Origin of the sequence: Halopiger aswanensis (genome assembly GCF_003610195.1) — an archaeon.
In the GTDB taxonomy this organism is placed as follows: domain Archaea; phylum Halobacteriota; class Halobacteria; order Halobacteriales; family Natrialbaceae; genus Halopiger; species Halopiger aswanensis.
In genome coordinates this window covers 780,723-803,278 of the sequence record NZ_RAPO01000001.1, presented here as the reverse complement: position 1 = coordinate 803,278, position 22,556 = coordinate 780,723, and the positions used below count along the sequence as shown (strand labels likewise).

Below are 22,556 nucleotides of genomic sequence, written 5' to 3'. Positions count from 1 at the left end.
TCTCACCGCAGCGCGCGCAGCAGTTCGTCCTCGTTCGCGGCCGCGTCGGCGTGATGATCCAGTCGCCAGATGTCCCAGATCACGTCACAGACGATGTGCACGTACAGCACCGTCCCCGTCAGGATCGCGAGCGGGACGCTGGCGAGCGCCAGGAGCGGGACGAGGACCCCGACGAGCAGCAGGTGGCTCAGGAGCCGCGAGAGGACGCCGACGTCGCCGCGGCCGAAGATCCGGTCCTGATCGGCGACGGCTGCACCGGGGTTCGAGAGGCAGAATCGGACCGCGTCCCACGATCCGGTCTTGAATCGAGCGATGAGGAAGTGATCGAGATCGATGAACACGCCGAGGGCGACCCCGTAAGCGACGATGAGAGCGGCGGGGATCGAGATGCCGGCAACCTCGACCGGCGGGAGCGCGTACGCCAGCGCGCCGGCGACGACGAGCGACACGACTGCGTGGTGTTTCGAGTAAATCGAGACTCACCCGATTTCGACGACGACGGCGAGTTACTAAACCGTCCCGCCGGTCTCGAGAGATCGGCGAGCGGCCGGTCGCGTTTCGCGGGTGGTCACAGGCCGTCTCGAGCGAATCGGACGGCGCCGGCGAATCGGTCGCCTCGAGTGCGCCCTCAGCCGGCGAAGCCCGAAAGCAGCCACTCGCCGTCGTCGCTGTCTTCTTCGCCGATGCTGGGTGCGCTCACGAGCACGAAGGCGCTTTCCTCGTCGCCGTTGCGAATCTGGCGCGTCGACTCCGGCGGGATCCAGAGCGCGTCGCCGGCCTCCATCTCGACCGGTTCGCCGTCGATCACGACGGTCGCCTCGCCCTCGATGAGGACGTAGACCTCCTCGTGGTCGTTGTCGGTGTGGTCGTGGGGCTTGCTGTTCCACCCCGGATCGCAGCGCGCGACCGTCACGCCGACCTGCTCGGTCTCGAGCGGATCCGACAGAAAGTGCATCGCGCTCGAGACCTGCTCGACGTCTTCGTAGTTGACTTTCCGGTAGGACATACCGCGATATTCGTGGGGCACCCAGTAAAGCTAGGTGTTCGGCCGCATTCTGCCAGCGACTCGTAATGCGATCGGGGACGACCGTCACCGGGGCCGTTACCTGTCCTGGGCGATCGGATCGAAGCCGTCGACCGGCGTCACCGAGTAGTCGATCGTCAGCGCGTCCTGGGTCGCCCGGATTTTTCCGACGAACGTCGAGATGTCCTCGAGTTGGCCCTCGAGGACGAACAGTTCCATACAGTGGTGGTCGCCGACGTGACTGTGGAAGTTCGAGGCGACCAGATCCTCGTGTTCGTGGCGCAGGTGCATCATCTGTTCCTCGACGCTGGTCGTCTCGTAGTCGAAGAGGACGGTGACGATCCCCATCAGATCTCGATCCTCGAGTCGCGTGTCCTCGAACTCGCTCAGCAGGTTTCGGGATGCCTCGCGGACGACCTCGCTGCGGCCGGTGTAGCCGTGCTCGTCGGCGAACTGGTCGAGCCGCTCGAGGAGCTCGTCGGGCATCGAGACGCTTACGACTGCCATATAATAACTCGGCGGCGTTGGAATATTAATATTTGCTATCGAGGGCGACGCGCCGTCAGCGAGGTGTCGTCTCGCGGCGGTTGTGCCCGCCCGATCGGCACATAACGTTTTCCGACTCCAACGAGAGGAGCGACTATGTACCTCGCGAACCGGGCCTGGCCCGACCTGGCCGATTACGTCGCCGACGAGTCGCTGGCGGTCGTCCCCCTGGGGTCGACCGAGCAACACGGGCCGCACCTCCCCGAAGGCACGGATCACATGATCGCCGAGGCGCTCGCGCGCGAGGCGACCGAGCGGACCGGCTTCCTCTGTACCCCGCCGATCCCGATCGGCGTCAGTTCCCACCACCGTCAGTTCCACGGGACGATGTGGGTCGACGCCCCTGTTTTTCGGGACTACGTCGAGAGCCTCTCGCGAAACCTCACCTACCACGGCATCGATCGGATCGTCTACGTCAACGCCCACGGCGGCAACGTCGCCCACCTCCGGGAGGTCGGCCGGCGGCTCCACGAGGACGGCACCGCCTACGCCATCGAGTGGATGTGGGACGAGTCGATTCCCGACCTGATCGATGAGGTCTTCGAGACCCCGGGCCCTCACGGCGGTCCCAAGGAGACCGCGATGATCATGCACATCGCCGAGGAACTCGTCCACGAGGACCGCCTCGAGGAAGCCCGCGACGGCGGCGTCGTCTTCGATTACGACGCCGAGCGAGTTCACGGCGCGACGACCTTCTACGACGCGATCGAGAACAGTCCGAACGGCGTCTTCGGCGACCAGACCGACGCGACGCCCGAGATCGGTGAGCGGCTCTTCGAGGCCGCGACCGACCAACTAGTCGCGCTGCTCGAGTGGCTCGACGAACAGCCGCTCGAGGATCTGCTGCCGGAGTCGCACGTGGAGCCGCGCTCGGATCGCAAGCGCTAGCGGTCCGTCCGATCGACAGCGACGGCCGGCTACACAATCCGACATTACCTGAGCGGGGGAGATCGGCCGATCACCGACTGCTACCGCGTCCGTAGGCGGACGGTTCGAACCGCTGTACGGCTCGTCTCTCGAGGACGCGGGATAGACTTGCGTCGTCGCTCCGTTCGTACGGACGGTTTCGACCGGACGCGACAAACCGCTGTTCCGCTCCGGCGGCGAGGATCATGAATGAAACTCGGTAGCTACGGGCCGGCGGCCCGCTCGAGTGCTGCCGGTGCGAATGCGTCGACCGTTGGCCGAGTTTCCCGAGTCGTACCAACACACGGTTATCGCACGACTGCGCGACGGTCATCGCGCCGCTGCCGTCGACGTGATCCAATCGGCGGCTCGAGATCGAGATCGATCAGCCACGGATCGCTCGAGTCGCAATTCGGGATAACGGACACTTCAATCGGCTCGCGATCGCCGCCCATCACTGATTGATTTCACTACACTTTGATAGGCACGCAATTACGAAACGCCGTGGACCACGAGGGCTGGACATGGTACAGCCACAACCTGCTCAACAAGTACAGGTGCCCGACTGGTTACAGGAACCGGCTGCGGAACTCGTTACGTTCCTGCCGCGGCTGGTCGGCGCGCTGGTGATCCTCTTTATCGGCTGGATCGTCGGCCGGATCGCTGCACGGGCCGTCCGACGACTCGCCGACGGGATCGAACTCGATCGCATGGTCCTCGAGACGCCGCTGGGACGGATCATGGGCGGCACGGAGCAAGCCGTCTCGAGTACGTTCGGCTCGCTCGCGAAGTGGTTCGTCTACGGTCTCGCCATCCTGGCGGCTGCAAACGCCCTCGCGATCCAGTTGCTATCGGAGTGGATCTCGACGGCGATGTCGTACCTGCCGGCCTTCATCGCGGGCCTGCTCGTCATCGTCATCGGGTTCGTCGTCGCGGACTTCATCGGCGACGTGATCGAACGGACGCGCGCGGCGGCCGAGACCGTCTACGCCAGCTGGTTCGCCAACGGGGCGCGGATGTTCCTCTACTTTACCGCGATCGTCATCGGGCTCGACACGATGGGGATCGACGTCGGCGTCCTCTACGTCTTCGCGAGAGCGCTCGCGTGGGGACTCGCCGCGGCGGTCGCCATCGGCGCCGGCGTCGCGTTCGGCTGGGGCGGCAAGGACTACGTCGCCGACAACATCGACAGCTGGATGGGACGGACCGCCTCCGTCGCGCCGGACGAGGAGTCTGGCGGCCAATCGGCCGGCCGTGATCGATCCGGCAGTCCCTCCTCTAGGTCCGACCGCGAGCCCGGAGCCGGCGCCGGTCCCGGCCCGAGCGACGACGACTGAGTCACTGCGTCGCGCGACGACCGCCATCGCCGTCCTGCTTTTCTCGCGCTCGTCACTCCGCAGGCGATCGGATCGCCGGCGCGTCGTCCGTCCGATCGCGCGGAAAGAGCGGCTTGACCGGAACGACGACGTAGGACTTGACGAGCCGACCGTCGATCCGCCGCCACTTCTCGAGGCGCGCCACCGAGTGGGTCTCGGCGTAGCACGACTCGAGGCGCTCGAGCGCGGCCTCGAAGGCGTCGCCGTCGAACTGGTCGGCGGGGACGCAATCGGAGACCGCCGCGACGCCGTCGACGCGCGCGTACACGTCGACTCGTCCCTCGAAGACGTGCTCGAGGCGTTCGATACAGTCGTGAACCTCGCCGAACGACCGGTCGGCGGTCGGCAGCGAGACGTACGCCCGGTAGCCGTCGGGTTCCCCGCGAACGTGTCGTTTCCAGAGTCGCGTTAGGAACTGCACGGTTCACCCCTCTCGAGCCGCAGTCGGGGTGCGGCTGCTGCACCCGTATCAGCGAACGGTCGATTCGCCTGCCCCGCCCGTGCCCTGGTCCTCATTCGTTCTCACGTTCGACTCGTCGCCGCCGGTAATACGTTCTTTGTTGTCGGCCGCGCTCGAGCGGCGGACCGCGGCGCGACGCGGAAGCGCGAGCGATTCGCGAGAGTTTTGTCCAAGGGCTCGCTACCGGTCCGCAGCGATGACTCGATCGATCTCGGTCCCCACCTCGGCGTCCCTCGTCGGTTCCGTCGCGCTCGCCGCCGCCGGCGTCGCGGTTAATACGGTGTTGAACTCGCCGTCCCGACTGGTTCCCGCACTCCTGTTACTGGCCGTCGGAATCGCGGGCGTCACCAACGCCGCTCGCGAGTACGGCGTCGACCGACTCCGCATCGCGGCGAAACGGTGGTGGGCGCTCGCGTTCGTCGCCTTCCTCCCGTACGCGCTTGCGACGGCCCCGAAAAGCGACGCTGCCGCGGCCGCCGGCGACGCGTTCGCCGGACCGGTCGTCGGCCTCGCCCTCGAGTCGATCGTCGGTGCGCTGGTTTGCTGTGCAGTCGCCCTGACGGTGCTGTACGGCTTCGCGCGCTACGGCATCCACCCCGGACGGCCGTCGCCCGAAGCGCGTCTCCTCGCCGACGACGAGTAGCCCACCGACGACTCGGTTCCCACCGCCGCTGGACTTATGCGTCCATGCGGCCTTTCACGGCTAATGAGCGAACGGGCACCGTCGACGGAACCGACACCGGCGTTCTGGGCGGACGGCGGCGAGCACCCGGGCAGTCAGTACTACCGGGCGCTCGTCGACGCCGTCGACGGCGGTGTCTTCCAGTTGGACGGCGCGAACCGGCTGGTCGCGATCGACGACGTGCTCCTCGAGTTGACCGGCCACGACCGGGCGGCCGTCCTCGACGAACCGGTCTCCGTGCTGCTCGAGACGGACGCTGTTCCCCACTTCGAGCGCCGCGTGCGAGCACAGGCCGACGACCGCGAACCCGAAAGCGAAACCGCCGGCGCCGGCGCGAACGGGAGATCCGTCGCGACCCTCGAGCTCGATCTCCGGACCGTCGACGGCGCGACCGTTCCCTGCGAAGTTCGGCTCAACGTGTTCTGGATCGACGAGGGAGAATCGGACTCGCAGTCCGAAAACGAGCGGCACGAGGGGGATGCAAACGAATCCCGCCATCGTCGACGCGCAGTTATTGGAATCGTCCGCGAACGGGACGAGCGCGCGGGTGAGGAGGGCGACGACGGCGTCGAATACCGGCACGACGACGCGCAGGAGTACGCAGCGACGACGCCCGTCCCGGACGATCCGGGCTCGCTCGTGCCGGTTCTGGACGAAGCCGACGTCGGCATCTTCGTCCTCGACGCCGACCGGCAGGTCGCGTGGGCTAACGAGACGATCGAGCAGTACTTCGGCCTCGAGCGTGCGGCGCTGCTCGGCCGGGACAAGCTCCGGGTCGTCGAGGAGTCGATCCGGGACCGGACCGCGGATCCCGAGGGGTTTCGCGACACCGTCCTCGCGACTTACGACGGGACCGACCGCGAGCGATTCGAGTGTCGCGTGACCGCCGGCGAGGACCGCGACGAGCGCTGGCTCGAGCACCGCAGCCGGCCGATCGAGTCCGGCCCGTACGCCGGCGGGCGGATCGAATGCTACTACGACGTGACCGACCGCCACCGCCGCATCGACCAGTTGCGACGGCTGAACGCGGCCGTCCGCGACTGGATCGAGGCGGATTCGAACGAGGCGGCCGCCGAACGGGCCTGCCGGAGTCTGCGGGAGACGCTCGGCCTCGAGATCAACGGCGTCTTCACCTACGATTCCGAGCGAGACGCGCTCCGGCCGCTGCGACAGTCCGAACCCGCGGCGAACCTGTTCGAGGAACCGCCGACGTTCGAGCGCGGGGAGGGCATCGCCTGGCGCGTGTTCGAGTCCGGCGAGCCCGAACTGTTCGCCGACGTCAGATCGGATCCCGACGTCTACAACCCCGACACGCCGATTCGGAGCGAACTCGTCCTGCCGGTCGGCGACTACGGGGTCGTCATCGCCGGCTCGCGACAACGGGACGCGTTCGACGAGGGCGACCTCTCGCTCGCGGCGATCGCCGCGTCGAGTCTCGAGGCGGCGTTCGATCGCATCGAAACCGAACGCCGACTGCAGCGACGTAAACACGATCTCGAGACCGAGTTGAGCGAAATCCTCGGGCGCATCTCCGACGGCTTCTACGCGCTCGACGAGGAGTGGCGGTTCACGCACGTCAACGAGCGCGCCGAGGAACTGCTCGGGTATCCGCGCGAAGAACTCGTCGGCGAGGTCGTCTGGGACGTCTTCCCCGGCGGCACCCGATCGGAACTCATCGACCGGTACCACGAGGCGATGGAGACCCAGCGGTCGATCTCGTGGGAACGCTACTCCGGATCGCTCGACATCTGGATGGAGATCCAGATCTATCCCTCCGAGACCGGGCTCTCGGTGTACTTCCGCGATATCACCGAGCGCCGGGAGCGCCAGCGCAAACTCGAGGAGCGCGAGCAACGGTACCGAACGCTCGCGGAGAACTTCCCGAACGGCGTCGTCACGCTGTACGACGAGGACCTGCGGTACACGCTGGCCGACGGGAAGGCCTTCGAGGACATCCCGCAGTCGGCGGCCGACCTCGAGGGCCAGCGGCCGTCCGAAGTCTTCCCGACGCCGGTCGCCGCCGAACTCGAGGAGATGTTCGCGAAAAGTTTCGACGGCGAGCGACTCGTCCGGAAGATCGAGTACGAGGGGCAGGTGTGGCGCGTGCAGACGGCGCCGATTACCGACGAGGACGGCACTATCCTCTCCGGGATGGCGATCGGCCAGGACGTCACCGAGCGCAAGCGGTACGAGCGCCGACTCGAGGCGTCGAACGAGCGCTTAGAGCAGTTCGCCTACGCTGCCTCCCACGACCTCCAGGAGCCCCTGCGGATGGTCACGAGTTACCTCCAACTCCTCGAGCATCGGTATGCGGACGACCTCGACGACGACGCCCAGGAGTTCATCGAGTTCGCGGTCGACGGCGCCGAGCGCATGCGCGAGATGATCGACGGCCTCCTCGAGTACTCGCGGATCGAAACGCAGGGCGAACCGCTCGAGCCGGTCGATCTCGAGGCGGTGCTCGCGGACGTCCGTCAGGATCTCGGCCTCCGGATCGAGGAGAGCGACGCCGATATCGTCGCCGAGTCGCTGCCCCGCGTTCGCGGCGACGCCGGCCAGTTGCGGCAGGTGTTCCAGAACCTGCTGGACAACGCGATCGAGTACAGCGGCGACGGGGCGCCGACGGTCGAGATTTCGGCGACTCGTGAGGGGGCGATGTGGCGGCTCTCGGTCGCAGACGACGGGATCGGCATCGATCCCGACGAGACGGACCGGGTCTTCGAGGTGTTCCAGCGGCTCCACAGCCGCGAGGAACACGCCGGAACGGGGATCGGCCTGACGCTGTGCAAGCGGATCGTCGAACGCCACGACGGCGAGATCCGGATCGACTCGAGCCCCGGCGAGGGGACGACGGTGTCGGTGACGCTTCCCGCCGTGGCCGAGGACGGTCAGGAGGATGACGAGGGTAAAGGCGAGAGCGACACCGAACCCGAGACCGAGTGAACCGGCAAGTTCGGCGGCATAGAGCGGTACCTGGGCCGAACGAACCGGTTACGATGGACGCCACCAACAGCTATATATTCGACCGGCTATACGTGCCAGCAAAGCAGTGTCCGACGTGATCCACGCGTACGCCCGTTCGGATCGGCTCCTGCTCGCCGCCTCGTTCGCCTGTTTCGCCGTCGCCGGCCTCGCGACCGCGGCCGCCGACGCGACGGGTGCGACCATCGGGGCGACCGCACTCGCGGTCGTCGCCGTCTACAGCCTCGCACAGTACGCAAGCCGGGTCCGCCGCCGGACGCTCGCGCACCTGTCGCTGGCCCTCTGGATCGGCTTTCTCGCGATTGCAGGCCTGCACGCGGTCGGCCTCGAGACGGTCGGCGCGGCCGTGCCGGGCCCAGCCGGGACCGTCGTCCAGTCGCTGACCGCCGTCACGTGGGCGACCTTCCTGACCGCCAGCACGGCGACCGCGTTCCTCGGGTTCCGCGAGTACGGCGCCTCGCAGACCCACGCCCCCGACGACTACCTCGAGGGCGACACGTCCGATTACTCGACGCGGTAACTCACCGCGATGCCCTCCCCCAACGGGAGGATGATCGTCTCGAACGCCGGATCAGACTTGACCCGTTCGAGGTAGTCCACGATGCCGCGCGTCGATTCGTTCAGGTCACCTTTGTCGACGGATTCGTCACCCTCGAGCGTAGCGAGCAGGTCGTCAAAGACGATCGAGCCCGCCGTGATCGCGTTATCCGCGACGATGACGCCGCCGACGGGCACCTTCTCGCGGACGGCCTCGAACGCCTCCGGATAGCGATGCTTCTGGTGGTCGATCAGCACGGTCTCGAAGGGGCCGTCGTAGCGCTCGATCGTCTCGAGCGCGTCGCCGAGTTCGTACCGCACGCGGTCGTCGTAGCCGCCCCGGGAGAGGTAGTCGCGGGCCAGCTCGAGTTCATCTTCGTCGACCTCGGTGAGGACGATCTCGCCGTCGTCGGGCAAGGCTTCGGCGAACCAGTAGGCGGAGTAGCCGTAGCCGGAGCCGAACTCGAAGATCCGTTCGGCGTCGCTCGCGCGGGCGAGGAATCGGAGAACGGCGCCGACCTCGGGTCCGACGTGCGGGAAGCCCTGCGACCGGGCGTAGTCGTCCATCTCGGCGAGCGTCTCGTCGGGACTCGGTCCGGCGGCGCGAACGAAGCGTTCGATCTCGTCGCTGAGTACGTCGACCATAGGCGGGACTACGGCGAGGAGCATATAGAGTTCCGGGTCGTTGACGTTTTTGCTCGCTTTCGACGGACTCGATCGAGTGCGATCGTAAACCGATGCGGCGCGAGCGCACCGACACAGCATCCTTTTTGGCGCTCGCAACCGTCAGTACGACCGACATGTCCGCCGAAAACTCGAACCAGAATCCGCTCGCCGAGTTCGTCGATAACCTGGTGTACGAGCCGGTACAGGTCCACGAGCACGGCGTCGACCTGACGGCCGGCGCCGTCTACGAGGTCGCCGCGCCGGGTCGAATCGACTTCGGCGGCGACGAACTCGAGGACGCCGACCTCGAGCCCGTCGACACCGAACTCCGGAATCCCGACGACGAGTACGGCTGGTGGACCCTCGAGGCCGGCCAGTACGTCGTCCAGCTCAACGAGTTCCTGACGGATCCGGAGGTGCCGCTGTTGCTCCAGCCCCGAAACGAGTTGCTGGCCCGCGGCGGCTCCCATCCCTCGGTACGGGTGGACTCGCATCTCCCGCTGCTCCCGCTGTCGGTCGCCGACGGCGGCCTCGAGTTGAAGGAGAACGCGCGGATTTCGACGCTGGTGCCGCTCGCTCCGCTCGGGACTGATGGCGGCCCCGGCGCGGACGTCGCGGACGCGACGGACCGTATCGAGTAAGCAGCGCCGTTGCTGCCCGCTCGAGGGCAGACGTGACAGGCCCGGATCGCTTTCGGGTCGCATAATCGGAGTAACGAGCCCGTATCGCGTGTGAATACTACTCGCTCGCGAGTACAATATGTGTAGTTAAGTAGGCCGGTGAGTTGTCCCTAGGTACACAGCATGGTCTACTACGCGGGCGTCGACCTCGGGGCGACGAACGTACGGGCGGCCGTCGCCGAGGACGACGGGACGACGATCGGCGTCAGCCGGAGCGCCACGCCGCGCGGCCCGACGGGCATCGACGTGACCGAGGGAGTCCTCCGGACGCTGCGGGAAGCCTGCACCGACGCCGGGATCGACCCGGACGAGATCGTCTCGGCGGGAATCGGCTCGATCGGCCCCTTCGACCTCGCCGAAGGGGCGGTGATCGATCCGGCCAACCTGCCCGACTCGATCGATCGCATTCCCCTGACCGGCCCCATCGAGAAACTGATCGACAGCGACGAGGTCTACCTCCACAACGACACCGCCGCGGGCGTCATCGGCGAACGGTTCCACGCCGACCGCAACCCCGACGACATGGTGTACATCACCATCTCCTCGGGGATCGGCGCCGGCGTCTGCTGCGACGGCGAGATTCTGGCCGGCTGGGACGGCAACGCCGGCGAGGTCGGCCACTGCATCGTCGACCCGCGCGGGCGGCTCACCTGCGGCTGCGGCCACGACGGCCACTGGGAGGCGTACTGTTCCGGGAACGGGATCCCGGACTACGTCCGACTGCTCGCCGAAGACGATCCGACGATTTCGACCGACCTGCCGCTCGACGACCCCGATTTTACCGCGAAAGACGTGTTCGAACTGGCCGGCGAGGACGAACTGGCCGACTACGCGATCGACCAACTGGCCCACTGGAACGCGATGGGCGTGGCGAACGTGGTCCACTCGTTCGCCCCGATCGTCGTCTCCTTCGGCGGCGCCGTCGCGCTCAACAACGAGGAGCTCGTCGTAAAACCGATCCGCGAGCGCGTCTCGGAGATGGTGATGAGCAACGTCCCCGAGATCCGCGTGACCGATCTCGGCGACGACGTCGTCCTCGAGGGCGCCCTCGCGAGCGCGATGACCGAGGGGACCGGCGACCGGCGACGGTTCCAGGGGTAACTGCGGGCGACGGTCGGACGGCCGCGCTCGAGCGTCGTCGGCCCTCGAAACGACGACCGACGTTATTTGTCGTCGGGAGTCGAACGGCGAGTATGCGCCGACGAGCCCTCCTCCGCGCCGGAAGCCTGAGCGCGGCCGCGCTGGCCGCACCCGGGATCGCCGCCGGTCGGACGCGAGTTACGCCGATGCAAGACGAAGACGCCTACGGGCCCCTCGCCCGCCTGCCGATCGACAACGCCGCCGAAGTCGTCGTCGGCGACGACGGCGAGACGGCTTACGTCGCCGCGACGACCGGCTTCGTCACCGTCGACGTCAGCGATCCCGGCGAACCCGAAATACTCGCCGAGGAACGGCGGCTCTCGTTCGAGGACGCCAGCGCGAACGAACTCCTCGATGCCAAAGTCGACGGCGACCGCATGGTCATCGCCGGTCCGGCGAACCCGTCCGCGGACACCTTCTTCCACGGCTTCGCCGTCTACGACGTGAGCGATCCCGCCGAACCCGAACTGCTCGACACCTACGAGACCGGCGCGCACATCCACAACTGCTACCTCGAGGGCGACCTGTGCTACATCGTCGGCAACGGACAGGACGCGAATCCGCTCGTCATCTACGATATCGCCGACGGGATCGAGGAGGTCGGCCGCTGGTCGCTGCTCGAGCACGAACCCGGCTGGGAGGAAGTCTTCTGGCTCGCGCGGTACTTACACGACGTCTACGTGCAGGACGGGATCGCGTACCTCTCCCACTGGGACGCCGGCACCTATCTGGTCGACGTCAGCGACCCCGGCGAGCCCGAGTTCCGTTCCCGGGTGCAGCAGGAGAGCCTCGAGGAGCAACTCGATCGCGAGGCCGAGAGCGGGAACAACGGACAGGTCGGCTTGCCGGGGAACGACCACTACGCTGCGGTCGACGAGACCGGCGACCTGCTGGCGGTCGGCCGCGAGGCGTGGGCGACCGGCAGCGGCGAGCCCGACCGGCCGGGCGGCATCGACCTCTACGACGTGAGCGACCCCGCCGAACCGGCCCATCAGGCGACGATCGACGCGCCGCGAGCCGTCAACGAGCGGTACCGCGGCGGGCTCTGGACGACCGCGCACAACTTCGAACTCCGGAACGACCGGCTCTACTCGGCGTGGTATCAGGGCGGCGTGAAGATCCACGACGTTAGTGATCCCAGCGAGCCAGAGGAAATTACCTCGTGGCGCGACCCCGCCGAGGCCGGGTTCTGGACGGCTCGCGTCCTCGAGCCCGAGGGTGAGGACCCGGAAACGTTCGTCGCAACCAGTACGCCACTGATCCCGAACTCGCCGACGACGGGTGCGCTCTACACGCTCCCGATTAGAGACGGAGAGCAGGCCGATCCGCCGTCGCTGACCGATCCCGAGGACCTCGAGTTCGACGTCCAGCCCCCGGAAGAAAACGAGACCGACGACGCGTCGACCGGCGGGCCGAGCGGGCCGAGTACTGACGGCGGCGGAACGACCGACGAGACCAACAGTTCCAACGCGACCGACGACGCCGGTGACGAGAGCGACGATTCGATCCCCGGATTCACCGCCGGAGTCGGGCTCGCCGGCGGCGCGGGAGCGGTCGCGCTCGAGTGGCTGCGCCGGGACGACGATCAGCAGTGACGGCAGTAAATCGGACTGATTGACCTGCCGATCGGAATCCGCCTTCTATTCGTACTCGCGGCCGCGGGTAACGACGTGCTCGGCGGGGATTCGAACGATAACGCGCGGTTCGTCTTCCTCGTCGTGGTGCGGGTAGTCCTCGACGTCGAGGTACTGACGGGCTAACTCGTCGATGTGGTCGTCGGCCCCCTCTTCGATGAGTTCAGCGTGGCCCCGAACCGAGACGTAGCGGTAGGGATCGTCGGGATCGACGACCGAGATCGAGACCCGCGAGTCAGACCGGATGTTGCGCTCCTTGGTGCGGCCCCGAAGCGTGTTGAACAGCACGGCCTCCCCGTCGTCGTGGTCGACCCAGACCGGGCTGCTGTGGGGGTGGCCGTCCGATCCGAGCGTCGCGACGTGGCCGAACGATTCCGTCTCGAGGATGTCCAGATACGAGTCGGGGATCCGTCCGCTGTGGGTTTCGAAGGCTCCCATCGTCGGTGCGGAATCGCGGGATCGGGTTCGGCCTTTCGATGTAGCCGATCGCGTCCGGCATCCCCGTCCCTCGAGCCGATCGTCCCTCCCGGCGGCCGAACAATGATATAGCGGGCGCGCCCAGTGGTGGACAACGGAACGGACCCCACGCCAATGACGAGTCACTACGATCACGCGCAGGTGCAGGAGTTCTGGCAGTACGTCTGGGAGCGCGACGACGTCTACAAACTCGACGAGGACGCCGCGGATCCGACCTACGTCCTCGGGATGTTTCCCTATACGTCGGGGACGCTCCACATGGGCCACGTCCGCAACTACGCGATCACGGACGCCTACGCCCGCTATCGACGAATGCAGGGCGACGACGTCCTCCACCCGATGGGGTGGGACGCGTTCGGCCTTCCCGCAGAGAACGCCGCCTACGAGCGGGCCAGCGACCCCGAGTCGTGGACCCAGGCCTGTATCCGCCGGATGCGCGAGGAACTCGAGACGATGGGCTTCGGTTACGACTGGTCCCGGGAGATTACCACCTGCGAGCCGGAGTACTACCGGTGGAACCAGTGGCTCTTCGAGCGGTTCTACGAGGAGGGGTTAGTCGAGTACGAGGCGGCCTCCGTGAACTGGTGTCCGGACTGCGAGACGGTGCTGGCCGATGCGCAGGTTGCAGAGCGCGAGGACGAACGCAGTGAGTCCTCGGAGCAGGCGAGCGGCGACGCCGCGAGCAGCGGCGGCGACCGCGTCTGCTGGCGCTGCGAGACCCCCGTCGGCCGCCGCGAACTCGACCAGTGGTTCTTCACGATCACCGACTACGCCGACGAGCTATACGAGGGCCTCGAGGACCTCGAGGGCTGGCCCGACGGGGTCCGCGAGATTCAGCGCAACTGGATCGGCCGGCAGGAGGGAGTTCGAATCACGTTCGACGTCGAGCGCGGTGAGACGACCGACGCCGTCGACGTGTTCAGCACCCGCCCCGACACGGTCTACGGCGCGACCTACCTCGCGGTGTCGCCGGGCCACGAACTGGCCCGCGACCTCGCCGATGCGGACGAGGCCGTCGCCGAGTACGTCGATACCGTCCGCGAGCAGGATCCGGACGAGGTCGGCTTCGCCGGCGTCGAAACTGACGCGACGGCGACCCACCCGCTGACCGGCGAGGAACTGCCGGTCTACGTCGCCGGCTACGTCTTGGAGGACGTCGGTACCGGCGCCGTGATGGGCGTCCCCGCGCACAACGAGCGCGACCACGCCTTCGCCCGCGAGCACGACCTGCCGATCGAGGGCGTAATCGCGCCGACGGACGCCGCGCGCGAGGTCGACCTCGAGCGCGAACCGTACACGGGCGAGGGCATCCTCGAGGACAGCGGCGACTACTCGGGACTCGAGAGCGAGACGGCTCGCGAGCAACTCGTCGCCGACCACGAGGCGCTCGAGGAGGACGTCACCTACCGCCTGCGCGACTGGCTGATCTCCCGCCAGCGCTACTGGGGGACGCCGATCCCGGTCGTCCACTGCGACGACTGCGGCCCCGTGCTGGTGCCTGACGAGGACCTGCCCGTCGAACTGCCGGAGTTCGTCCGCACGACCGGAAACCCGCTCGAGGAGCACGACTCGTTCCGCGAGACGGCGTGTCCCGAGTGCGGGCAGCCGGCTCGCCGCGAGACGGACACGATGGACACCTTCGTCGACTCCTCGTGGTACTACCTGCGGTTCCTCTCGCCCGACTTCGACGGGGGCCCCTTCGACACCGACCGGGCCGAGGAGTGGATGCCGATCGACGTCTACGTCGGCGGCGACGAGCACGCCGTGCTCCACCTGCTGTACATCCGGTTTTTCGCACGGGCGCTGTCGGATCTCGGCCTGCTGGACTGCCGAGAACCCGTCGAGGAACTCGTCAGCCAGGGGACGGTGCTGTACGACGGCGAGAAGATGTCCGCTTCGAAGGGTAACGCCGTCGCTCCGCAGGAGTACGGTGCCGAGACCACGCGGCTGTTCGTCCTCTCGGCGGCCCACCCCGAACAGGACTTCGAGTGGACCGCGAACAACGTTCGGGGCGCCTACGACCTCCAGCAGGACCTCTACTCGATGGCGACCGCGTTCGTCGAGGACGGCGACACTCGCCTCGAGCGCCGCCCCCACGACGAGTACGTCGCCCGGGAGATCGACCGCACGATCGCCGCGGTGACCGGGGAGTACGAGCGGTTCCGGTTCCACCGCGCCGCGACCGAAATCCGGGAACTCGCCCGGCTGCTCCGGCGCTACCGCGAGTACGACCGCCCGCACGACGAGATCTACCGCCGCGGGCTGCTGACGCTTGCGGCGCTGATCGCGCCGATGGCGCCCCACCTCGGGGAGGAGTGCTGGAACAAACTTCGCGGCGAGGGACTGGTCGTCGAGGCCGACTGGCCCGAACCCGAGGCCGACGTCGAGGACTACCGCCGGGAGCGGCGACTGGTCGAACGAACCCTCGAGGACGTTCGCGACATCCTCGACGTCGCCGCGATCGACGAACCCGAGCGGATCGAACTGGTCGTCGCCGAGGAGTGGAAGTACCGCGCGGCCGACTCCCTCCGCGAACAGGACGGAAGCGACGCCGACGTCGAGAGCGTTCTCGAGGCCGTCGACGCCGACGTCGACCGCGATGCGGTCGCGACCTTCCTCGCGGAGCGGGCCGATCGGACGGGCCGGGGAACGGAACCGGCACTCGATGCCGACCGCGAGCGCGACCTGCTCGAGCGCGCTGCGTGGCTCGTGACCGACGAGTTCGGCGCCGACGTGACGGTGCGACGGGCGACCGGCGACGACGAGTTGGCGACGAAGGCGCGACCGAGCAAGCCGGCGATCCGCATCACCTAACAGCCGCTGTTTTTGTCTTTTATCTAGTACGATTGCATAACCGACGGCTTTTCTAAATAGTTCACCGATCGAAAACAGTGGCGTGAGGGGGTTTTCTATTGACCTTCGATATCGAAGGGAGCCGTATCGTACGTGTCAGGGGGTCGACCTCGGAAGGACAGCTTTATTCGATCGGACTTGGAATTGGGTGGTATATGAAGGGTGGCGGCGATAGTGTCGATGGGACGGTTCGCAAAACGCCGAGTCGTGCGGTCGTCGAAGCTGTTGCGGACGCTGAAGGAGTGGCGCCGACCGAACTGCGGCCACCCGAGTACGAGCCGCTACACGCGGCGGTCGATCCGGAGGCGCTCGATTCGCTGTTCGACGAGCGGGCCAACGGCTCGCCGCGATCGCACGGCTCCACCTCGTTTCACTACTGCGGCTACCGCGTTACCGTCGCCGCCGACAGTTCGGTCTCTCTCGAGCCGCTCGAGGGCGACGAGTCCGAGTAGCGAGGCCGGCGTCGGACCGCCAGCAGCGGTGTAGACCGGTTCCGGAACAGCAAGACAGATACGACGACTCTCCTAACGTCCCATAATGGCAACCGCGGACGCGAGACGGCGGCTTCGGAATCGGCCGATCGGCGCAACGATTCTGTTGACGATAGTCGGCTACGCGCTGGTTATCGGCACGTTCGTGCTCGACGTGCCGATCTATCCGGATCTGACGACCGGCCAGATCAACCTCCTCACCCACGCGATCGCGGTGATCAATACGGTCACGACGATCCTGCTCGTCCTTGGCTGGTACTGGATCCGACAGGGAGATATCGAGAACCATCGCCGTGCGATGATCAGCGGGTTCGTGACGATCATCCTCTTTTTGGTCGTGTACCTGTTCCGCGTCGGCGGCGGCGGTACCAAGGAGTTCGTCGGCCCGCCGCTCGTGCGGTCCGCCTACCTGCTCATGCTGGCGATCCACATTCTCCTCTCGATCGTCGCCGTCCCGATCGTCCTCTACGCGCTGATCCTCGGCCTGACGCACACGCCGGCGGAGCTGCGAAACACCGCCCACGCCCGCGTCGGCCGGATCGCCGCCGGCTCGTGGATCCTCAGTCTCGTCCTCGGCGTCGTCACCTATCTCCTGCTCAATCACGTCTACGGATACGAGTTCGCAGCGATGCTCGTTCCGGCGCTCTGACCGACGACAGACGACGCCACCGCTGCCCGGCGACGGCTAGATAGCCTCTTTTCGAGCACGAACGCGTGTCTCGTTGTCCGTTCGTCTCGAAATTGGCCATGTGATGCTATTCCGTCACAATAAGAGGCTTTACAACCGGCGGGCGACTAAACCGCTCGAAATGAATTCGTCCCGGACCTCGAACGGAGCGCTCGAGCGCCGCGTCCGCCGACAGGAGGCCGCCGCGGAGTTCGGCGAGCGCGCGCTCGAGGCGGACGACCGCGAGTCCCTTTGTTGCCGGGCCGCACGAACGGTCGTGGCGACCGTCGCTGAGGAGACGGACGTGGCGACAGACGGCGTGGATTCGGGACCAGGATCGCAGTCACGGGCGTCGTCGTACGGACCCGCACCCGAACGGTCGGAGACCGAACCCGAGTCGCCACCGATATACACCTGTACCGTCCTCGAGGCGCTTCCGGACGTGGATCGGTTCCGGCTCCGCGAGCGAGCCGACCGCGCGGCGGGTGGCCGCGAGGTCGTCGGCCGGTCGCCGCCCGTCGACGGCAGCGACGACAAAACGATGTTTCCCGTCGACCGAACCTCCCACGCGGGACGCGCGCTCCGTACCGGCGACCCGATCGTCGTGGACGACCTGCGCGCGGACGACCGATTCCGCGGCCCTGATCCGCCGCTCGAGCGGGCACACAGTGCGGTTAGCGTCGTCATCGGTCGAGCCGACGACCCGTGGGGTGTTCTGAGCCTCCACGCGACGGCGCGGGACCGGTTCGACGACGCGGACGTCACGTTCCTGCGAAGCGTCGCGAGCGCGCTCGCCTCGGCCGTCGAGCGCCTCCGTGCGGACCAGCGCCGGAGCGAGGAGGCGTCGCTCCGACGGACGATCCTCGAGACGAGTCCGGTCGGCATCACGCTGATCGACGCCGACGGTCAAAACGTGTTCTCGAACGACCGCGCCGAGGAGATCCTCGGCCGCTCGGCCGAGGAACTGCGGACCTACACCCACGACGACGAGCGGTGGAACCTCATCGACGAACGGGGCGACCCGATCGAGAGCGACGATCTGCCGCTCTCGACCGTCGCCGAAACCGGCGAGCCGGTGTACGACGATATCGTGGGCGCCGAACGGCCCGACGGGACGCGCGTGTGGGTCTCGATGCACTGCAACCCGATCTTCGACGCGGACGGGGAGTTCGACGGGGCCGTCTACGCCTTCAGGGACATCACCGAGCGCAAACACCTCGAGAGCCGGCTCGAGGAGATCCTCGGTCGGGTCGACGACGCGATCTGCGCCTTCGATACGGACCTCCGGTACACCCACGTCAACGAGCGCGCCGAAGAGCTGCTCGGCCAGTCCGAATCGGAACTGCTCAGCGAGCGGCTCTGGGACCGGTTCCCCGAAGCCGAAGACGACGACGCCGTCCGGGAGAGCTTCCAGAAAGCGATGGAGACCCAGGAGCCGACGAGCTACGAGCACTACTACGAGCCGATCGACGCCTGGTTCGAGGTGAGCGTCTACCCCTCCGAAACCGGCCTCTCGGTGTACTTCCGCGACGTCACCGAGCGCAAGGCGTACGAGCAGCAACTCGAGGCGTCGAACGAACGCTTAGAGCAGTTCGCCTCCGCGGCCTCCCACGACCTGCAGGAACCGCTGCGGATGGTCACGAGCTACCTCCAGCTCGTCGAAGACCGCTACGCGGACGAGTTAGACGCGGACGGCCGCGAGTTCATCGACTACGCGGTCGACGGCGCCGAGCGCATGCGGGAGATGATCGACGGCCTCCTCGAGTTCTCCCGGGTCGAGACGCAGGGCGAACCCTTCGAACCCGTCGAGCTCGACGAGGTGCTCGAGGACGTGCGCCAGGACCTCAGCGTCTGTATCGAGGAGAGCGACGCCGACATCGCGGCCGAGTCGCTGCCCCGCGTCGAGGGCGACGGGAACCAGTTGCGGCAGGTGTTTCAGAACCTGCTGTCGAACGCGATCGAGTACAGCGGCGACGAGCCGCCGCAGATCGAGGTCTCGAGCGAGCGCGCGCCGAGCGGCGACTGGGTAATTTCGGTCAGCGACGACGGCGTCGGGATCGATCCCGACGATCAGGAGCGGATCTTCGGCGTCTTCGAGCGGCTCCACGGCACCGGTGAGCGTGATGGAAACGGTATCGGACTGGCCCTCTGTCGGCGCATCGTTGAACGCCACCGCGGTGATATCTGGGTCGACTCCGAGCCGGGTGACGGCACGACGTTTTCGTTTACGCTGCGGCCGGCGTCGGCGGACGAGTAAGGCCGACGGCGGCGACGCTCGTCAGTCGGTCCGCGGAATCGACCGCGCGCCGAGCGCGAACGCGACGACGGCGAGTACCGTCAGAATCGCGAGGTTCGCCAGCGTGGCATCGACGCCGGCGACGGCGGCTGCGTCAGCCTCGGGGAACGTCGCCGCACGGACGCCGCGAGCGAAGTACGTCAGCGGCGAGAGGTTCACCAGCGGCTCGAACCAGCCGGGCAGCTGCTCGAGCGAGATGAACGTCTCCGAGAGGAACAGCAGGGGGAGGCCGATGGCGTTGCTCGCGGTGACCGCCCCGTCCTGGGAGTCGGTGTAGCTGCCCAGCATCGCGCCGACGCCGCAGAAGCAGACGACGCCGACGAGCACGTACGGCACCAGCAGGGGCGAGAACGCGATCTCGGCGCCGGTCAATAGGACGACGAGCGCGAGGATCAGCAGGCTCGCCAGCCCGATGATGACGGCGTTGACGACGGTCTGTGCGAGCAGCCACTCGGCCCGCGTCAGCGGCGTCGTCGCCAGTTTCTCGAAGCGGTTCCCCTCGCGGTGGCGCGCGACCTCGCTGCCCATCCGCGAGAGCGGCGTGAAGAGGACGACGACGGCGAGGTAGCCCGGCACGTAGTAGGCCGGCGGCTCCGTGAACAGGCCCTCGCCCGTCGGATCCGTCCGGACCAGCGCGCCGAAGATCACGATCAGGATGACGGGGAAGAAGAACGTGAAGAAGACCGCCGTCCGCCGGCGGATAAAGGAGCGCCAGCCGGCGTTCGTCTCGGCGCCGATGCGGCCGAGGCGGCTCACGCCGTCTCACCCGCACGAGTGCGGTCGGCGTCGGCGGTCGCGTCGTCGTCTCCCCCCTCGAGTCGCCCCGTCCGCTCGCGTTCCGTCGCGTCCGCCAGTTCGAGGTAGACCGTCTCGAGGTCGGGTTCGGTCCACGAGAGCCCGCTGTAGGCGAGCCCGCGGTCCTCGAGGTAGTCGACGACGGTGCCGATCGCCTCGGGCTCGATCTCGCGGACGACGACCCCCGCGTTCCGGTTCCGGCCGCGATCGGCCGTCCGTTCGACGGGGAACTCGAGGTCGTCGAACGCCGCCGGCTCGGCGTCGGTGTCGATCGCCAGCCGGCTCGAGCCGCCGTGCTCGGCGATGAGCGCGTCGGGCGTCCCCTGCGCGACGAGCGAGCCGTCGGCGAGCAGGCCGACGCGGTCGGCCAGCCGCTCGGCTTCGGCCATGTCGTGGGTGGTGAGGACGACGGTCGTCCCGCCGGCCGCGAGCTCCTCGATCAACCGCCAGACGGTCCGCCTGCCGGCGGGGTCGATCCCCGTCGTCGGCTCGTCCAGAAAGAGGAGGTCGGGGTCGTTGACCAGCGTCGCGCCGACGCAAGCGCGGCGCTGCTGGCCGCCCGAGAGGTCCTCGTACCAGGTGTCGGCGCTGTCGACGAGTCCGACGTCGGCGAGGACGGTCTCGGGATTCCGGGCGCCGTCGTAGAGCCCGGCGTAGTAGTCGAGCAGTTCGCGGGCGGTGAGTCGGTCCGGCGGGGAGAAGTCCTGCGGGAGCACGCCGAGCCGGTCGCGGTCGACGGCGCGGGGTGCGTCGCCGAGGATGCGGGCCTCACCCGCGTCGGGGTCGGTCGTCCCCGTCAGCGCGCGGACGAGCGTCGTCTTCCCGGCCCCGTTCGGGCCGATCAGCGCGAAGACCTCGCCGCGCTCGATCGTCAGGGTGGCCCCCGACAGCGCGACGGTCTCGCCGTAGGTCTTCTCGAGTTCTGTCGCCTCGACTACGGCTTCCATACCGGCGGGTTTCGACGCGGCGCGGGTAAGGGGTTCGATTCCGGCGTTCGGTTCGTGCGGCCGTACGGCTCGCACGGCTCGTCGGTTCAGCCGGCTCACTCGAGTTGCACTGCTGAACTCTGTACTGTTCGGTACTGTTCCGATCGAGACTCTGTCTCGAGGTACGGTGTATTTACAGCCGATCTTCCCGCGGTATCCTGCGCATATCGCGTTTGATCACAACCGAAGAGTGTGCGCGGATTACCAATGGATCCGTATAACGAAGGGGCGATCCGTCGCCGTTCGATCGAAATGGCGTCCCAACAGCAACCTGTCGAGTCGGACGAGTACAGGGTCAGAACGTACGAGTCGGGTGATCGGGACGGCGTGCTCTCGCTGTTCGAGACCCAGTGGGGGTATCGACCCGGGACCGACTGGTTCGACTGGAAGTACGTCGACGATCCGTACCTCTCGCACGTTCCGATCACGCTCGCCGAGCAGGCCGGCGAGATCGTCGCCGTGCAGGGGTACGTTCCCTGCCGACTCCGGCGCGGCGGCCGGATCGTCCGGGCGCTGAAACCGGTCGACGCGGTCGTTCATCCCGACCACCGCCGACAGGGGCTGTACTCTCGGATTACGGAACTGGGAATCGAGCGGTACCGCGACCGGGAGGCGGCGCTGTTCTTCAACTTCCCGAACGAGGCGTCGCTGGGCGCACAGGAGAAACTCGGCTGGTCGGAGGTGACGGTCGTCTCGATGTACTACCGGGTTCAGCGACCCGGCGAGTTGCTGCCCGAAGAACGATCGGTCGGCCCGCTGGCGGACGTGGCCGACGTCGCTGCGGACTCCGCGCTAGGGCTGTGCGATCGGTTCTCGCCGTCCGACGGCGACTACGAGATCGAACGGTACGAATCACCGCCCGCCGATCTTCTCGCGTCGATCTACGACTCCCGCATCCCCAACGCGTTCCACGCCCACCGCGAGGCGCGGTACTATCGGTGGCTGCTCGAGGCGCCGTCGGTCGACCACACGGCGTACGTCGCCAGACGGGGCGGCCGCCCCGTCGCCGCGCTCCTCACGCGAGCCGACGGCGGCGAGGTACTGCTCTTCGACGCGGTCCCGCTGGGGTCGGCCCACGAGGCCTTCCCCGACCTGCTCGCGGCGGTCGTCGCCGACAACGCCGACGCCGACGTGCTGGCGGTCACCGCCCACACGCTCCCGTCGACGTTGCTCGCCCGCTTCGGTTTCGTCAGCTACGAGACGCCGGTCATCTCGCGGTTCTGCGATCCCACCTACATGGCCGTGCGGCCGCTTGCGGGGGAGGGCGACGACGGCGGCGAATCGCTCCCGTTCTCGCGCCGAGCGCTCGCCGACTCGTCGAACTGGTGTCTCTCCTTCCTCGAGGTAAAGGACTGAGC

General features: G+C 67.4%; 21 protein-coding genes. 13 read left to right on the top strand and 8 right to left on the bottom strand.

All coding sequences use genetic code 11. The annotated features are described in order from the left end of the window. Positions 1-2 precede the first annotated feature (2 nt). The 3 genes from ATJ93_RS03885 to nikR form a co-directional block, all read right to left on the bottom strand. On the bottom strand, positions 3-449 hold the full coding sequence (locus ATJ93_RS03885) for a hypothetical protein (RefSeq protein WP_120243298.1): 447 nt from the start codon (positions 447-449) through the stop codon (positions 3-5). A gap of 179 nt (positions 450-628) precedes the next feature. Continuing rightward, positions 629-1,006, bottom strand: coding sequence for a cupin domain-containing protein (locus ATJ93_RS03880; protein WP_120243297.1), 378 nt, complete (start codon positions 1,004-1,006; stop codon positions 629-631). 96 nt (positions 1,007-1,102) lie between these two features. Continuing rightward, positions 1,103-1,531 (bottom strand): nickel-responsive transcriptional regulator NikR, encoded by a 429-nt coding sequence (gene nikR, locus ATJ93_RS03875; RefSeq protein ID WP_120243296.1) that lies wholly within the window; start codon positions 1,529-1,531, stop codon positions 1,103-1,105. Positions 1,532-1,666: 135 nt separating this feature from the next. Here nikR and ATJ93_RS03870 point away from each other — a divergent pair, with 135 nt between their 5' ends. Both ATJ93_RS03870 and ATJ93_RS03865 read left to right on the top strand, forming a co-directional pair. Further along, positions 1,667-2,458, top strand: a complete 792-nt coding sequence (locus ATJ93_RS03870) for a creatininase family protein (RefSeq protein ID WP_120243295.1) — start codon at positions 1,667-1,669, stop codon at positions 2,456-2,458. Positions 2,459-3,000: 542 nt separating this feature from the next. Then, positions 3,001-3,813, top strand: a complete 813-nt coding sequence (locus tag ATJ93_RS03865; protein ID WP_120243294.1) for a mechanosensitive ion channel family protein — start codon at positions 3,001-3,003, stop codon at positions 3,811-3,813. 52 nt (positions 3,814-3,865) lie between these two features. Here ATJ93_RS03865 and ATJ93_RS03860 read toward each other — a convergent pair whose 3' ends face one another. Further along, on the bottom strand, positions 3,866-4,273 hold the full coding sequence (locus tag ATJ93_RS03860) for a hypothetical protein (protein WP_120243293.1): 408 nt from the start codon (positions 4,271-4,273) through the stop codon (positions 3,866-3,868). Positions 4,274-4,508: 235 nt separating this feature from the next. On the opposite strand from ATJ93_RS03860, the gene ATJ93_RS03855 reads away from it, so the two are divergent. From ATJ93_RS03855 to ATJ93_RS03845, 3 genes are all read left to right on the top strand, one after another. Then, entirely contained in the window at positions 4,509-4,955 is a 447-nt protein-coding gene (locus ATJ93_RS03855; protein ID WP_120243292.1) for a DUF1467 domain-containing protein, read from the top strand. A gap of 63 nt (positions 4,956-5,018) precedes the next feature. Then, the gene (locus tag ATJ93_RS03850) at positions 5,019-7,937 is read left to right on the top strand and encodes a PAS domain-containing protein (RefSeq protein WP_120243291.1); all 2,919 of its coding nucleotides are present in this window, start codon (positions 5,019-5,021) and stop codon (positions 7,935-7,937) included. A 106-nt stretch (positions 7,938-8,043) separates the two neighbouring features. After that, entirely contained in the window at positions 8,044-8,496 is a 453-nt protein-coding gene (locus ATJ93_RS03845) for a hypothetical protein (protein ID WP_120243290.1), read from the top strand. Here the strand turns inward: ATJ93_RS03845 and ATJ93_RS03840 are convergent. Further along, a complete protein-coding gene (locus tag ATJ93_RS03840; RefSeq protein WP_120243919.1) occupies positions 8,481-9,158 on the bottom strand; it encodes an O-methyltransferase in 678 nt (225 codons plus the stop codon). The genes ATJ93_RS03845 and ATJ93_RS03840 overlap by 16 nt on opposite strands. 155 nt (positions 9,159-9,313) lie before the next feature. On the opposite strand from ATJ93_RS03840, the gene ATJ93_RS03835 reads away from it, so the two are divergent. The 3 genes from ATJ93_RS03835 (at position 9,314) to ATJ93_RS03825 (ending at position 12,594) form a co-directional block, all read left to right on the top strand. Further along, positions 9,314-9,820 (top strand): dCTP deaminase/dUTPase family protein, encoded by a 507-nt coding sequence (locus ATJ93_RS03835; RefSeq protein ID WP_120243918.1) that lies wholly within the window; start codon positions 9,314-9,316, stop codon positions 9,818-9,820. 162 nt (positions 9,821-9,982) lie between these two features. Then, a complete protein-coding gene (locus ATJ93_RS03830) occupies positions 9,983-10,960 on the top strand; it encodes an ROK family protein (RefSeq protein ID WP_120243289.1) in 978 nt (325 codons plus the stop codon). A gap of 92 nt (positions 10,961-11,052) precedes the next feature. Next, positions 11,053-12,594 (top strand): LVIVD repeat-containing protein, encoded by a 1,542-nt coding sequence (locus ATJ93_RS03825; protein ID WP_120243288.1) that lies wholly within the window; start codon positions 11,053-11,055, stop codon positions 12,592-12,594. 45 nt (positions 12,595-12,639) lie between these two features. Here the strand turns inward: ATJ93_RS03825 and ATJ93_RS03820 are convergent, their stop codons facing one another. Further along, the gene (locus ATJ93_RS03820; protein WP_120243287.1) at positions 12,640-13,071 is read right to left on the bottom strand and encodes a PPOX class F420-dependent oxidoreductase; all 432 of its coding nucleotides are present in this window, start codon (positions 13,069-13,071) and stop codon (positions 12,640-12,642) included. Positions 13,072-13,224: 153 nt separating this feature from the next. Here ATJ93_RS03820 and leuS point away from each other — a divergent pair, with 153 nt between their 5' ends. The 4 genes from leuS to ATJ93_RS03800 all read left to right on the top strand — a co-directional run bounded on the left by leuS (position 13,225) and on the right by ATJ93_RS03800 (position 19,378). Next, on the top strand, positions 13,225-15,924 hold the full coding sequence (gene leuS / locus ATJ93_RS03815) for a leucine--tRNA ligase (protein WP_120243286.1): 2,700 nt from the start codon (positions 13,225-13,227) through the stop codon (positions 15,922-15,924). A 194-nt stretch (positions 15,925-16,118) separates the two neighbouring features. Further along, positions 16,119-16,415 carry a HalOD1 output domain-containing protein gene (locus ATJ93_RS03810; RefSeq protein ID WP_120243285.1) on the top strand — a complete coding sequence of 99 codons (297 nt, stop codon included), beginning with the start codon at positions 16,119-16,121 and terminating at the stop codon, positions 16,413-16,415. An 85-nt stretch (positions 16,416-16,500) separates the two neighbouring features. Then, entirely contained in the window at positions 16,501-17,103 is a 603-nt protein-coding gene (locus ATJ93_RS03805; protein ID WP_120243284.1) for a DUF420 domain-containing protein, read from the top strand. Positions 17,104-17,263: 160 nt separating this feature from the next. Next, entirely contained in the window at positions 17,264-19,378 is a 2,115-nt protein-coding gene (locus ATJ93_RS03800) for a PAS domain S-box protein (protein ID WP_120243283.1), read from the top strand. A 21-nt stretch (positions 19,379-19,399) separates the two neighbouring features. Here the strand turns inward: ATJ93_RS03800 and ATJ93_RS03795 are convergent, their stop codons facing one another. Together ATJ93_RS03795 and ATJ93_RS03790 are read right to left on the bottom strand one after the other, a co-directional pair. Continuing rightward, the gene (locus ATJ93_RS03795) at positions 19,400-20,173 is read right to left on the bottom strand and encodes an ABC transporter permease (RefSeq protein WP_120243282.1); all 774 of its coding nucleotides are present in this window, start codon (positions 20,171-20,173) and stop codon (positions 19,400-19,402) included. Then, entirely contained in the window at positions 20,170-21,159 is a 990-nt protein-coding gene (locus tag ATJ93_RS03790) for an ABC transporter ATP-binding protein (RefSeq protein ID WP_120243281.1), read from the bottom strand. The genes ATJ93_RS03795 and ATJ93_RS03790 overlap by 4 nt, the downstream gene beginning before the upstream one ends. Positions 21,160-21,405: 246 nt before the next feature. On the opposite strand from ATJ93_RS03790, the gene ATJ93_RS03785 reads away from it, so the two are divergent. Beyond that, a complete protein-coding gene (locus ATJ93_RS03785) occupies positions 21,406-22,554 on the top strand; it encodes a GNAT family N-acetyltransferase (RefSeq protein ID WP_211334022.1) in 1,149 nt (382 codons plus the stop codon). Positions 22,555-22,556: the final 2 nt, after the last annotated feature.